The sequence below is a fragment of the Kitasatospora sp. NPDC051853 genome (assembly GCF_044452665.1).
In the GTDB taxonomy this organism is placed as follows: domain Bacteria; phylum Actinomycetota; class Actinomycetes; order Streptomycetales; family Streptomycetaceae; genus Kitasatospora.
The window spans coordinates 538-13,296 of sequence record NZ_JBITBY010000004.1 but is presented as its reverse complement, the minus strand read 5'-3'; the positions used below and the strand labels follow the sequence as shown (position 1 = coordinate 13,296).

Here is a 12,759-nt window from a genome sequence, read left to right as displayed (position 1 = left end):
GATCACGGCCTGGTCAGTCAGTTTCCAGCCGCCACCATGCCAGGTGAGGCGCCCCTTTGGACAGTCGGCGCCTTCCGTGTCGGCTCCGCCGCGTCAGGCGTGCCGGGGGCCCCGGGCGGCCGCGAGCAGTTCCTCCGCATGGGCACGGCCGAGCTCGGAGTCCTCCAGACCGGCCAGCATCCGGGAGAGTTCGCGCACCCTCTCCTCGTCGGAGAGCACCTTGACGCCGCTCCTGGTGACCGTGCCGTCGTTGGTCTTCTCCACCACCAGGTGCCGGTCGGCGAAGGCCGCCACCTGCGGGAGGTGGGTGACCACCACGACCTGGGCGGACTCGGCCAACTTGGCCAGCCGGCGGCCGATCTCGACCGCCGCCTTGCCGCCGACGCCGGCGTCCACCTCGTCGAAGAGGTAGGTCGGCACCGGGTCGGCACCGGCGAAGACCACCTCGACCGCGAGCATCACCCGGGACAGCTCACCGCCCGAGGCGCCCTTGGCAATCGGCCGGGGCGAGGCGCCGGGGTGCGGGGCGAGCAGCACCTCGACCTCGTCCACCCCGTGCTGGCCGAACGCGACGGTGCGGCCGTCGAGTTCGAGCCCGTCCGGGTCGTCGGTGCGGCTCAGGTCGAAGGTGACCCGGGCGTGCGGCATGGCCAGCTCGGCGAGCTCGGCGGAGACCGCCTCGGCGAAGCGGCCGGCCGCGGCCTGCCGGGCGGCCGACAGCTCGGCCGCCGACTCCGTGAGCTCTGCCCGCAGTTGCGCGTGACGCTCCGTCAACTCGACGATCCGGTCGTCGTCGCCGTCCAGCTCGGCCAGCCGGGCCGCCGAGGCCTCGGACCACTCCAGCACCTCGGCCAGGGTGTTCTCCTCGCCGGCGTACTTGCGCAGCAGCTGGGCCAGCACGGCCCGGCGGTCCTCGACGGCGGCCAGGCGGACCGGGTCGGCGTCCAGGTCGTCGGCGTAGCCGGCCAGGTCCTGGGCGACGTCGGCCAGCAGGTAGCCGACCTCGTTCAGCCGGTCGGAGAGCGCGGCCAGGCGCTCGTCGTGGTGGCGCACCGCGTCCACCGCCCGGCGGGCCTGGCCGAGCAGGGTGCCCGCGTCCACGCCCTCCGGGTCCGAGGGGTGGCCGGTGAGGGCGGCCTGGGCCAGCGCGGCGGCGGAGCTGAGCGCGTCGGCGTGGCCGAGCCGCTCGGCCTCGGCGGCCAGCTCGACGTCCTCGCCGGCCACCGGCTCGGCGGCGGCGATCTCGTCCAGGCCGAAGCGGAGCAGGTCCGCCTCCTGGGCCCGCTCGCGGGCCCGGGTGGTGAGCTCCTCCAGGGTCGCGGCCACCTCGCGCAGCGCGCGGTAGGTCTCCCGGTAGCGGGCCAGCGGACCGGCCACCGCGGCGCCCGCGTAGCGGTCCAGCGCGCCGCGCTGGCGGGACGGGCGCAGCAGCCGCTGCTGGTCGGTCTGGCCGTGCACGGCGACCAGGTCCTCGCCCAGCTCGGCGAGCAGGCCGACCGGCACCGAGCGGCCGCCGACGTGGGCGCGCGAGCGGCCCTCGGCGGAGACCGTCCGGCTGATCAGCAGTTCGCCCTCGTCCAGTTCCGCCCCGGCCTCCACGGCCCGCTCCAGCACCGAGGAGCCGGCGGGCAGCGTGAGCCGCCCCTCGACCACGGCCCGCTCGGCCCCGCGCCGCACCAGGGCCGGGTCCGAACGACCGCCGAGCAGCAGCCCGAGGCTGGTCACCACCATGGTCTTGCCCGCCCCGGTCTCGCCGGTGACCGCCGTGAAGCCCGGCGCCAGCTCGACCACCGCGTCGTCGATGACGCCAAGATCCCGTATCCGCATCTCGTCCAACACGGTGACGACCTTACGAGGTTCCACCCCCGGCGCGCGACGAGCACCGGTGTCGGACGGGGAACTTGCGGGGCAAGTTCATCCCTTCCGGGCGTCCTCGGGCACCGTGCACCTGCGCAGGAAGAACTGTGCAAGCGGCCCGATCGCCAGAGCGTAGGCGACGGTACCGACACCGACCGATCCGCCCAGCGCGACGCCCACCAGCAGCACGGTGACCTCGATGCAGGTGCGGATCAGCCGGATCGAACGGCCGGTCAGCCGGTGCAGGCCCGTCATCAGGCCGTCCCGGGGCCCGGCGCCGAGCCGGGCGCCGATGTAGAGGCCGGTGGCCAGCCCGTTGAGCAGCAGGCCGGAGACGAACAGGGCGATCCGGGCCGCCCAGGCCTGGGGCGCGTCCAGCAGGCCGAGGGTGACGTCCATCGCGATGCCGAGCACCACCACGTTGCCGACCGTCCCGACGCCGGGCACCTGCCGCAGCGGGATCCAGAGCAGCAGCACCAGCGCGCCGACGATGGTCACCCAGCTGCCCATGCTGAGGCCGAGGTGATGTCGCAGCCCCTGGTTGAGCACGTCCCAGGGATTGACGCCCAGTGAGCCCCGCATCATCAGCGCCAGGCTCGCCCCGTACAGCCACAGGCCCACCAGCAGCTGCGGCACCCGGCGGCCGAGCCGGCCGGCGGTCCAGACACTGCGGGGTGCTTGGGTGAAAGTGGCCATGGCAGGGCGCTCCTCGTACGGGTGGATGCTGGCGGCCGAGCGGCCGCCCTGCCATCATGGGGAGTCCACCTGAGGTACCGACAGGGCCAATCTGATGGAAGTGGACTGAAATGGCCGAGTGGCAGAGCACCGTCTCCCCCGTCGCCCTGGCCCGCCAGCTGCGCACCGCGCACCTGCCCGAGCCCGCCGGCCACCGCCCCGCCTACCGCGAACTCGCCGGGCAGGTCCGCCTGCTGGTCTCCGAGGGCCGCCTGGCCGTCGGCACCCGGGTCCCCGCCGAACGCGAACTGGCCCAGGCCCTGGCCCTCAGCCGCACCACCGTGGCCGCCGCCTACGAGGCCCTGCGCGCCGACGGCTACCTGCGCAGCCGCCGCGGCTCCGGCAGCTGGACCACCCTGCCCGAGGGCAGCAGCCCACCCAGCGACGCCCTGCACCCCCTCCCGCCGGACGAGAGCGGCCGCACCCTCGACCTCGGCATCGCCGCCCTGCCCGCCCCGCAGCCCTGGCTCGGGCAGGCCGCCGCCCGCGCCGTCGAGCAACTGCCCGCCTACGCCGCCGGCCACGGCAACTTCCCCACCGGCGTCCCGGTCCTGCGCGAGGCCATCGCCCGCCGCTTCACCGCGCGCGGCCTGCCCACCACCCCCGACCAGATCCTGGTCACCACCGGCGCCATGACGGCCCTTCAGCTCGTCCACCACGCGCTGCTCTCCCGCGGCGACCGGGTCGCCGTCGAGGCCCCCAGCTACGCCCACACCCTGCGCGCCCTCCAGCGCGCCGACACCCGCCTGGTGCCCGTCGCCCAGCACCGCGGCCGATGGGACCTGCCCGAGTGGCAGCGGGTCCTGCGCGACGCCGCCCCGCGGCTGGCCTACGTCATCCCCGACTTCCACAACCCCACCGGCGCCCTCATCGACGAGGACCAGCGCCGCGCCCTGCTGGCCGCCGCCCGCACCTCCGGCACCACCGTCCTGGTCGACGAGACCCCGGCCGAACTCGGCTGGAACACCACCGAGATGCCCCGCCCCACCGCCGCCCTGGACCGCGGCGCCCAGGTGGTCACGGTCGGCTCCGCCAGCAAGATCCTCTGGGGCGGCCTGCGGATCGGCTGGGTCCGCGCCGCCCCCGGCCTGATCCGCCGCCTGGCCACCGACCGGGCCTTCACCGACATCGGCAGCCCGGTGATGGAGCAGCTCATCGCCGCCGAACTGCTCACCGAACACCTGGACGAGGCACGGGCCGACCGGCACCAGCGGCTGCGCTCCAGCGCGGAGGCCCTCCTGGCCGCCCTACGCGATCAACTCCCCCGCTGGGGAGCCGAACTGCCCCCGGGAGGCCTCACCCTCTGGGTCTCCACCGACGGCCTCTCCGGCGCGGCCCTCGCCCAGGCCGGCGAACAGACCGGCGTCCGCATCGCGGCCGGCTCCCGGTTCGGCGTGGACGGCGCCTTCGAGCACCACATCCGCATCCCGCTCACCGTCCCGCCCGCCGCCGCCCCCGACGCCGCCGCCCGCCTGGCCGCCACCGCCGCCCTCGCCGCCACCGGCCACTGGCCCGGCCTCGACTCGGCCCTGCCCCTGGCCGTCTGACGGAACCGGTGGCGCAGGTGGTTGCGCCCCGCAGGGGCGCGGGGAACTGCGCGCAGGGGAACGGCAGCACCTGCAACCGGCTGACGGAGCCTCAGTTGCAGGTGAGCCGCCTTCCGAAGCGCGCAGTTCCCCGCGCCCCCGGGGTGACCAACCACCCCGGTCCCCGCGATCACCGAGTTCCCGTCAGCAGGACCCGCCGCGGCCGCGCCACCCCGTGACCGGCAGCGCAAACTTGGCCACCAGCCGGTCCGTGAACGGCGCCCGGTGGAGCCGGGCCAGCCGGACCGGGGTGCGCCCCCTGCGGACCTCCACCCGTGCCCCCGCCGGGAGTTCGAACGAGCGGCGCCCGTCGCACCAGAGGACCCCGTTCTGCGTCTTCGGCTGCACCTCCACCGCCAGCACCGAGTGCGGCGAGGTCACCAGCGGCCGCGCGAACAGCGCGTGCGCGGAGATCGGCACCATCAGCAGCGCCTCCACCTCCGGCCACACCACCGGCCCGCCGCCCGAGAACGCGTACGCCGTCGACCCCGTCGGGGTGGAGAGCACGACCCCGTCGCAGCCGAAGTTGGACACCGGCCGGCCGTCCACCTCCGTGACGACCTCCAGCATCCGCTCCCGGGACGCCTTCTCGATCGAGGCCTCGTTCAGCGCCCAGTCCTCGTACAGCACGTCGCCGTTGGTGCGCACCACCACGTCGAGGGTCATCCGGTCCTCGATCTCGTAGTCGGCGTCGACCACCCGCTCGACCACCACCGCGAGGTCGTCCCGCTCGGCCTCCGCCAGGAAGCCCACCCGGCCCAGGTTGATGCCGAGCATCGGCAGCCCGGACTCCCGGGCCAGCTCGGCCCCGCGCAGCAGCGTGCCGTCCCCGCCGGCGACCAGGATCAGCTCGCAGCCGTCCGCCGCGCCGTGCCCGCCGCCGACCAGCTCCACCCCGTCGGGGAGGTCCAGGCCGACCGCCTCGGCGGAGAGCAGCCGGATCCTGATCCCCGCCTTCAGCAGGCCGTGCACCAGCGCCTCGACGCTGCGCAGCGCGGTCTCCCGGCCGGTGTGCGCGATCAGGAAGACCGTACGTTCGTCGCTCATGCTGCTGCCCTCTCCCTCACACCTGCCCCGCTGCGGCGCAACGGACCGGACGCCTGCGGAGCACCCTATCCGGGCACCCACCCGCCGGGGGCGGTTCAGACCTGATCGGCGGTAGGCGGCCACGCACGCCTACTGCGGGCCCTCCGCCACCGCCCGCTCCGCGTCCGCCGGGTCGAGCTGCGGCGCGTCCCGGCGCATCCACAGGAAGTACTCCACGTTCCCCGACGGCCCCGGCAGCGGACTGGCGGTCACCGCCCGCACCCCGAGCCCCAGCTCCCAGGCGTGGGCGGCCACCTGACGGACCATCTCGGCGCGCAGCTGCGGGCTGCGCACCACCCCGCCGCTGCCGAGCCGGTCCTTGCCGATCTCGAACTGCGGCTTCACCATCAGCACCAGGTCCGCGTCCGGCGCGCAGCAGCCCGCGAGCGCCGGCAGCACCAGGCCCAGCGAGATGAACGACAGGTCGCCCACCACCAGGTCGACCGGCTCGCCGCCGATCTGCTCCAGCGTCAGTTCCCGGACGTTGGTGCGGTCCATCACCGTCACCCGCTCGTCGCTCTGCAGCGACCAGGCGAGCTGCCCGTAGCCGACGTCCACCGCCAGCACGTGCCCGGCCCCGGACCGCAGCAGCACGTCGGTGAACCCGCCGGTGGACGCGCCCGCGTCCAGCGCCCGGCGGCCCTCGACCACCAGCCCCTGCGGCACGAAGGCCGCGAACGCCCCGGCCAGCTTGTGCCCGCCGCGCGAGACGTAGTCCGGGTCGTTCTCGTCCTTCGCCACCACCACGGCCGCCGAGGTCTCCACCTGGGTGGCCGGCTTGGTCGCGGTGGTGCCGCCGACGGTGACCCGCCCGGCCGCGATCAGCTCGCTCGCGTGCTCACGCGAACGGGCCAGCTTGCGGCGGACCAGCTCCGCGTCGAGTCGGCGTCGTGCCACTGCCACTGGGGTTCCATCTCCTACTGCCGGTCGAGCGCGGCCAGCACGTCCGCCAGCCGCTGCTGTACATCTTCGTACACCGCCACCCGCTCACCGGTCCCCGCCCCGGCCGACTCGGCGAGCCGGGCCAGCTCGGCGTCCACCTCGGGGAGGCCGGTGGGGTCGTAGGACTCCTCCGCGACACCGGGGTCAGTCATCGGTGGGCTTCTTCTTCGCGGGCGCGGCCTTCTTCGCGGGCGCCGCCTTCCGGGCGGCGGTCTTCGCGGCGGTGGTCTTCTTCGCGGCGGCCGTCTTCTTCACCGTCGTGGTCTTCTTCACGACCGTCTTCCTGACCGCCGCCTTCTTCACCGGAGCGGCCTTCTTCACCGCCGTCCGCTTCGCCGCCGCCTTCTTCACCGGCGGAGCCGCCACCGGCTCGGGCTCCTCCTCGGGCTCGGGCACGAACCACGCGTCGGGCCCCACCTCCTCCTCCGGCTCCTCCTCGGGCTCGGGCCCGGGCTCCGGACGGCGGACCTCCTGCTCCCAGCCCTGGTCGAACAGCCCCGCCGCACGCCGCTCCTGGGGCTGCTCGGGCTCCGCCGCCTTCTCCTCCTCCGCCCCGCCGACGAGCTGCTTCTCCAGGTAGCTCAGCACCACGCCGACCTTCACCACCTGGTCGCCGACCTTCTCGACGACCTTCTCCACCTCGGCCCGGGTCACCCCGACCGCGAGGTCGATCCCGGCCCGTCCGGCCGTCACGGCCTCCCCGGCCAGGGTCTCCACCCGCTTCACCGTCGGCGGCAGCTGCACCAGCAGCCCGGCCACCCGCTTGCCCGCCTCCTCGGCGACCTCGGTGGCCACCACGACCACCCCGCGCACCAGATCCCGCAGCATCTCCGCCTCCTCCGTGCCGTTCCGGCCCTCGCCGACGACGCTACCCGAGGGAGGCGCCCGGCACTGCGATAGCGTGGGCGGCCGGACCTGACGGGAGATCACAGCGATGGCCAGCACCGAGGAGTGCCGCACGGCACTGGAACAGCTCAGCCGCAACCTCACGGGCGCCGACGGCGACGTGCGCCAGGCCGCGGCCCTGGACCGTTCGCTCAGCTGCCGCCTCACCGACCTGGACGTCACCTTCACCGGCCGGCTGCGCGGCGGCGAGATCACCGACCTCACCGAGCACCCCGGCTCGCCCACCACCAAGGCGGAGATCCGCCTCACCATGACCGGCGACGACCTGGTCGCGCTGGTCGGCGGCTCCCTGAAGTTCGCCTCCGCCTGGGCCTCCGGCCGGGTCAAGCTGGAGGCCGGCTTCCGCGACCTGCTCCGCCTGCGCTCACTGCTCTGACCCGCTCCACCCTCCCCGCAGGAAAGCGCTTGCCCCAGGACCCGACGGACCGTCAGACGGAACGCCGGAGGGCGGCAGCCACCGCCCTCCGCACCACCGGATCACCGGACCGGCCGGGCTCAGAGCCCCAGCTCCGCCAGCGCCTTCCGCCCGTCCACCGGCCGCTCCGCCGACCAGGCCGCGCCGCACAGCGCCCGCAGCCCGTCGTAGACGTCCTCGCCGCCCCCCGCCAGCCGCAGCACGCCGTCCTCCGCCCAGGCCCGCCAGCCGCCGCACTCGAAGCCGCCGTCCACCGCCACGGCCTCCCGATGGGCCGTCAGCAGCCCACGCAGGTCCGCCGCCAGGTACGTCGGCCGGTGCTCCGGCGGCGCCGCCAGCAGCAGCGCCGGGGTGGTCACACCGGTGAACACCAGCAGGCTGTCCACCCCGCCGTTCCACGCCCCCTCGATGTCGGTGTCCAGCCGGTCACCGACCACCAGCGGCCGCTTCGCGCCCGTCCGGATCACCGTCTCCCGGTGCATCGGCGGCAGCGGCTTGCCCGCCACCTCCGGCTCCACCCCGGTCGCCGTCCGCACGGCCGCCACCAGCGTCCCGTTCCCCGGCGCGATGCCGCGCGCCGTCGGCACCGTCAGGTCGGTGTTCGAGGCCACCCACGGCAGCCCGGAAGCCACCGCGTACGAGGCCTCCGCCAGCTGCGGCCAGCCCACCGAGGGGTCGTACCCCTGCACCACCGCCAGCGGCCCCTCCTCCAGCGAGCGCACCGCCACCAGCCCGTGCTCGGCCAGCGCCTCCACCAGCCCGGCCCCGCCGACCACCAGCACCTTCGCCCCGGCCGGCACCTTCTCGGCCACCAGCCGGGCCGCCGCCTGCGCCGAGTTGATCACGTCCGCCGGCTCGGCCGGCACGCCCAGCTCGGTCAGGTGCTCCGCCACCACCCGCGGCGGCCGGGAGGCGTTGTTGGTCACGTACGCCAACCGCATCCCGCCCGCCCGGGCCACCTCCAGCGAGGCCGCCGCGTGGTCGATCGCGTACGGGCCCGCGTAGACGACCCCGTCGAGGTCCAGCAGCGCCGTGTCGTACGCCTCGGCCAGCGGGAGCCCACTGCCCCCGGGCGCCGTCCGGGCCGTACCGCTCGCGGTCTGGGTCATGCTGCTGCCACCTCGTGCTCGTCGTCGTCGGTCTGTCGCCCCGTCAGGCGGAGTCCTGCCCGGGCTCCCGGTACCCCGGCGCCCCCGGCAGCAGGGGCCCGTACGCCCCGGCCCGGGCCGCCAGCGTCGCCTTGGTCTGCCGCAGCGCCGCCCGGTAGTGCTCGGCGTCCGGCCTCATCGCCACCGCCAGCGCCAGGTGCTCGGCCGAGGCCTCGAAGTCACCCAGCCGGGCCGCCGTCAGGCCCCACCCGAACTGAGCGTAGTCGTCCGACGGATCGAGCTGCGCCACCGTCCTGAAGTTCTCCAGCGCCTCCCGGTACAGCCCCGCCCCGTACTGCGCGCGGGCCAGCGCCTCCAGCACGCTGCGCGAGTGCGGCTCGGCCTCCGCCGCCCGCAGCAGCAGCTGCACCGCCGCCGCCGGATGCCCCTGCTCCAGCAGCTGCGCCCCGCGCCGGAACCAGTCGTAGACCTCGCCCTCGGGCGCCCCGTCACCGTTGCTCATACCGTCCCCGCTCCCTCCGGCCGGCACAGAATCTGACACAGCTTGCAGTCACTGTGATCACTCAACAGCACATACCCGGTTACCATGCCCAGGATGACGACACCCAGTGCACCCAGTGGAGCAGGTGTCCCGTCGGGCGGCCCCGGAGACCCCGGGCAGGTCGCCACGGCGGGGCTCTCCCTGTCCCCGTTCCGCGCCCTCCGTTACCGCCCGGACCGGGTCGGCAACCTGGCCGCCGTCACCTCGCCGCCCTACGACGTGGTGGACCCGAACCGGCGGCTCGACCTGGAGACCGCCGACCCCCACAACATCGTCCGGCTGATCCTCCCCCGCCCCGAGCCCGAGGACAGCGGCGACCGGCCCGACCGCGACACCCGCTACCGCCACGCCGCCCGGCTGCTCGCCGAGTGGCAGCGCGAGGGCGTGCTCGCCCCCGACCCCGAGGCCGCCCTCTACGTCTACGAGCAGACCGCCGGCGGCATCCTCCAGCGCGGCCTGATCGGCTCCCTCGCCGTCAGCGGCAAGGAGGCCGGCGTCGTCCTCCCGCACGAGGACGTGATGCCCCGCCCGGTCGCCGACCGGGTCGGCCTGATGCGCACCACCAAGGCCAACCTCGAACCGCTGCTGCTCACCTACCGGGGCAACGGCGGCGCGGCCGGCGTGATCGAGCGCACCGTGCTCCGCGAGCCCCTGCTCACCACGACCACCACCGACGGCACCCACCACCGGCTCTGGGCCGTCACCGACCCCGCCGAACTGGCCGACGTCACCCGCGACCTGGCCACCTGCCGGGCCCTGATCGCCGACGGCCACCACCGCTGGGAGATGTACCTGCGCCTCCAGCGCGAGCACCGGCACCTCCCCCGCAGCCCCTGGGACCGCGGCATGGTCCTGCTGGTGGACACCGCCCGCTACCCGCTCCGGGTCCGCGCCATCCACCGCGTGCTCTACCGCCTGCCGCTCGCCGACGCCCTGGCCGCCCTCGGCGAGCAGTGGCACGTCAAGGACGTCCCCGGCCCGCTCGACCACGCCCTGGCCGCCCTCGGCGAGGCCAAGCGCCACGGCGGCAACGCCTTCCTGCTCACCTCCGGCGACGGCGCCTTCCGCCTGCTCACCGACCCGGACCCGGCCCTGCTGGAGGCCAACGTCCGGGCCGACCGCCCCGAGGAGTGGCGCCACCTGGACGCCACCGTCCTGCACTCCGTCCTGCTCGACCACACCTGGCGGGTGCCGGACGGACCCGACGACATCGGCTACCTGCACGCCGCCGCCGCCGCGGAACGCGAGGCCGCCCGCACCGGCGGCACCGCCGTCCTGCTCCACCCGGTGGACGAGAGCGTGGTCCGCCGCCTGGCCGAACAGGGCGTCACCATGCCCCGCAAGTCCACCTCCTTCGGCCCCAAGCCGGCCACCGGCCTGGTGATCCGCAGCCTCGAACTGGGCTGAACCGGCGTCAGGCACCGGGCTCCGCAACGCAGAAGGCCCCGGCCACCTCTCGGTGGCCGGGGCCTTCTGACGTTCACTCAGCCTCAGCGACGGTCGTCGCCGTTGCCCTTGCCGTCGCGGAGCTCGTGCTCGTCCGCCTCGTCGATCTCGAGGTCGTCCTCGTCGTAGTACTCCTCGACGTCCTCCTCGTCCTCGTAGATGACCCGGTCCTCGCCGGTGTCGTCCACGGAGACCTTGCGACGCGGCTTCTCCTCGGCCTCGGGAGCCTCGTCCTCGGCGCCCTCGGCCTCGTCCTCGACCTCCGGGTCCATGGTGTCGGTGAACTCCAGGCCGTCGATCTCGGCCAGCCGCTCCGAGGCGTTGGTCGCCCCGTCGGTGTCCGCCTCGGCCGCCTTGGCGAACCACTCGCGCGCCTCGTCGGCACGGCCGGCCGCGATCAGCGCCTCGGCGTAGGCGTACCGCAGACGGGCGGTCCACGGGTGCACCGCGTTGGAGGCCAGCTCCGGGCTCTGCAGGGTCACCACGGCCGCGTCGAACTGGCCCATGTCGCTGCGGGCACCCGCCGCGACCAGACGCATCTCGACCTGGCCGGCCTTGTCCAGCTGCTTCACCTCGGGCTCACCGGCCATCGCCAGCGCCCGCTCCGGACGACCCAGACCGCGCTCGCAGTCCGCCATCACCGGCCACAGGTCCACCCGGCCGGTCATCCGCTTCGCGGCGCGGAACTCGGTCAGCGCCTCCGAGTAACGCTGCGTCATGTACGAGGCGAAGCCCGCCGCCTCGCGGACCGACGCGACGCGGGAGGCGAGGCGGAGCGCCACACGGGAGTACTGGTACCCCTCCTCCGGGTCGCTGTCGAGCGTCCGGGCCACCATGACCAGGTTGCGCGCCACGTCGTCGGCGAGGGTCTTCGGCAGGCTCTTCAGGTCCTGACGGACGTCCGCGTCCAGCTCGAAGCCGGTCACGTCCTCCGGGATCGGAAGCCGCTTGACGGGCTCGTAGTTGCCCCGGCGGTCGTCGTAGTCCGACCGCTCCTCACGCCGCGGCCCACGGTCCCCGTACGACGGCCGGCCACCACGGTCATCGCGGTTGCCGTAGGACGGACGGCCACCACGGTCGTCCCGGCGGAAGCCGCCACGGTCGCCGCCGCGGTCATCCCGGCGCGGCCCGCGGTCGTCGCGGTTGCCGTACGAGGGACGGTCGCCACGGTCGCCGTAGGACGGGCGGCCGCCACGGTCGTCACGGTTGCCGTACGAGGGACGGTCGCCCCGGTCGTCCCGGCGGAAGCCACCACCGGAAGGACGGTCGCCACGGTCGCCGAAGGACGGACGGCCACCACGGTCATCGCGGTTGCCGTACGACGGGCGGTCACCACGGTCGTCACGACGGAAGCCACCACCCGAGGGACGGTCACCGTAGGACGGACGGTCGTCGCGGCGCGGGCGGTCATCCCGGTTGCCGTACGACGGACGGCCGCCACGGTCGTCACGGTTGCCGTACGAGGGGCGGTCACCACGGTCACCGAAGGACGGGCGACCACCACGGTCGTCGCGGTTGCCGTACGAGGGACGGTCACCCCGGTCGTCACGACGGAAGCCACCACCGGACGGACGGTCGTCCCGACGGGGACGGTCACCGAACGAGGGGCGGTCACCACGGTCGCCGAAGGACGGACGGCCGCCACGGTCGTCACGGTTGCCGTACGACGGGCGGTCACCACGGTCGTCCCGGCGGAAGCCACCACCGGAAGGACGGTCGCCGTAGGACGGACGGCCGCCACGGTCATCGCGGTTGCCGTACGACGGGCGGTCGCCCCGGTCGTCACGACGGAAGCCACCACCCGAGGGACGGTCGTCGCGGTTGCCGTAGGACGGGCGGCCGCCACGGTCATCGCGGTTGCCGTACGAGGGACGGTCACCGCGGTCGTCGCGGCGCGGGCGGTCATCCCGGTTGCCGTAGGACGGACGGCCGCCACGGTCGTCACGGTTGCCGTACGACGGGCGGTCACCACGGTCGTCACGGCGGAAGCCACCACCCGAGGGACGGTCACCGTAGGACGGGCGACCACCGCGGTCGTCACGGTTGCCGTACGAGGGACGGTCACCGCGGTCGTCGCGGCGCGGGCGGTCATCCCGGTTGCCGTAGGACGGACGGCCGCCACGGTCGTCACGGTTG

Annotated in this window: 13 protein-coding genes; 3 read left to right on the top strand and 10 right to left on the bottom strand. The window is 74.7% G+C overall.

Translation table 11 applies throughout. From position 1 onward, the window contains the following. Positions 1-93: 93 nt before the first annotated feature. Complete coding sequence (gene recN / locus ACIA8O_RS12340) at positions 94-1,827, bottom strand: DNA repair protein RecN (RefSeq protein WP_396294245.1); 1,734 nt, start codon at positions 1,825-1,827, stop codon at positions 94-96. Between the two features lie 87 nt (positions 1,828-1,914). Next, positions 1,915-2,553: a YitT family protein gene (locus tag ACIA8O_RS12335; protein ID WP_396293625.1), complete on the bottom strand. Its 639-nt coding sequence runs from the start codon at positions 2,551-2,553 to the stop codon at positions 1,915-1,917. A gap of 110 nt (positions 2,554-2,663) precedes the next feature. Between ACIA8O_RS12335 and ACIA8O_RS12330 the strand changes: the two genes are divergently transcribed. Then, a complete protein-coding gene (locus tag ACIA8O_RS12330; RefSeq protein WP_396293624.1) occupies positions 2,664-4,139 on the top strand; it encodes a PLP-dependent aminotransferase family protein in 1,476 nt (491 codons plus the stop codon). 183 nt (positions 4,140-4,322) lie between these two features. On the opposite strand, the gene ACIA8O_RS12325 is transcribed toward ACIA8O_RS12330, so the two are convergent. The 4 genes from ACIA8O_RS12325 to ACIA8O_RS12310 all read right to left on the bottom strand — a co-directional run bounded on the left by ACIA8O_RS12325 (position 4,323) and on the right by ACIA8O_RS12310 (position 7,034). Beyond that, positions 4,323-5,225 (bottom strand): NAD kinase, encoded by a 903-nt coding sequence (locus ACIA8O_RS12325; protein WP_396293623.1) that lies wholly within the window; start codon positions 5,223-5,225, stop codon positions 4,323-4,325. A gap of 129 nt (positions 5,226-5,354) precedes the next feature. After that, the gene (locus ACIA8O_RS12320) at positions 5,355-6,161 is read right to left on the bottom strand and encodes a TlyA family RNA methyltransferase (protein WP_396294244.1); all 807 of its coding nucleotides are present in this window, start codon (positions 6,159-6,161) and stop codon (positions 5,355-5,357) included. Positions 6,162-6,181: 20 nt separating this feature from the next. Next, the gene (locus tag ACIA8O_RS12315; protein WP_396293622.1) at positions 6,182-6,358 is read right to left on the bottom strand and encodes a hypothetical protein; all 177 of its coding nucleotides are present in this window, start codon (positions 6,356-6,358) and stop codon (positions 6,182-6,184) included. After that, complete coding sequence (locus ACIA8O_RS12310) at positions 6,351-7,034, bottom strand: hypothetical protein (RefSeq protein WP_396293621.1); 684 nt, start codon at positions 7,032-7,034, stop codon at positions 6,351-6,353. Before ACIA8O_RS12310 ends, ACIA8O_RS12315 begins: the two co-directional genes overlap by 8 nt. A gap of 106 nt (positions 7,035-7,140) precedes the next feature. Here ACIA8O_RS12310 and ACIA8O_RS12305 point away from each other — a divergent pair, with 106 nt between their 5' ends. Beyond that, positions 7,141-7,488 carry a sterol-binding protein gene (locus ACIA8O_RS12305; protein ID WP_396293620.1) on the top strand — a complete coding sequence of 116 codons (348 nt, stop codon included), beginning with the start codon at positions 7,141-7,143 and terminating at the stop codon, positions 7,486-7,488. A gap of 119 nt (positions 7,489-7,607) precedes the next feature. On the opposite strand, the gene ACIA8O_RS12300 is transcribed toward ACIA8O_RS12305, so the two are convergent. After that, positions 7,608-8,636: an HAD-IIA family hydrolase gene (locus tag ACIA8O_RS12300; protein WP_396293619.1), complete on the bottom strand. Its 1,029-nt coding sequence runs from the start codon at positions 8,634-8,636 to the stop codon at positions 7,608-7,610. A gap of 43 nt (positions 8,637-8,679) precedes the next feature. Continuing rightward, positions 8,680-9,138 (bottom strand): tetratricopeptide repeat protein, encoded by a 459-nt coding sequence (locus ACIA8O_RS12295; RefSeq protein ID WP_396293618.1) that lies wholly within the window; start codon positions 9,136-9,138, stop codon positions 8,680-8,682. A 93-nt stretch (positions 9,139-9,231) separates the two neighbouring features. Here ACIA8O_RS12295 and ACIA8O_RS12290 point away from each other — a divergent pair, with 93 nt between their 5' ends. Next, positions 9,232-10,584, top strand: a complete 1,353-nt coding sequence (locus ACIA8O_RS12290; RefSeq protein ID WP_396293617.1) for a DUF1015 family protein — start codon at positions 9,232-9,234, stop codon at positions 10,582-10,584. An 83-nt stretch (positions 10,585-10,667) separates the two neighbouring features. On the opposite strand, the gene ACIA8O_RS12285 is transcribed toward ACIA8O_RS12290, so the two are convergent. Next, positions 10,668-11,549, bottom strand: a complete 882-nt coding sequence (locus ACIA8O_RS12285; RefSeq protein WP_396293615.1) for a tetratricopeptide repeat protein — start codon at positions 11,547-11,549, stop codon at positions 10,668-10,670. Continuing rightward, positions 11,546-12,759 (bottom strand): hypothetical protein (locus tag ACIA8O_RS12280; protein WP_396293614.1); only part of this gene is annotated, 1,214 nt, incomplete at its 5' end. The genes ACIA8O_RS12285 and ACIA8O_RS12280, both read right to left, overlap by 4 nt.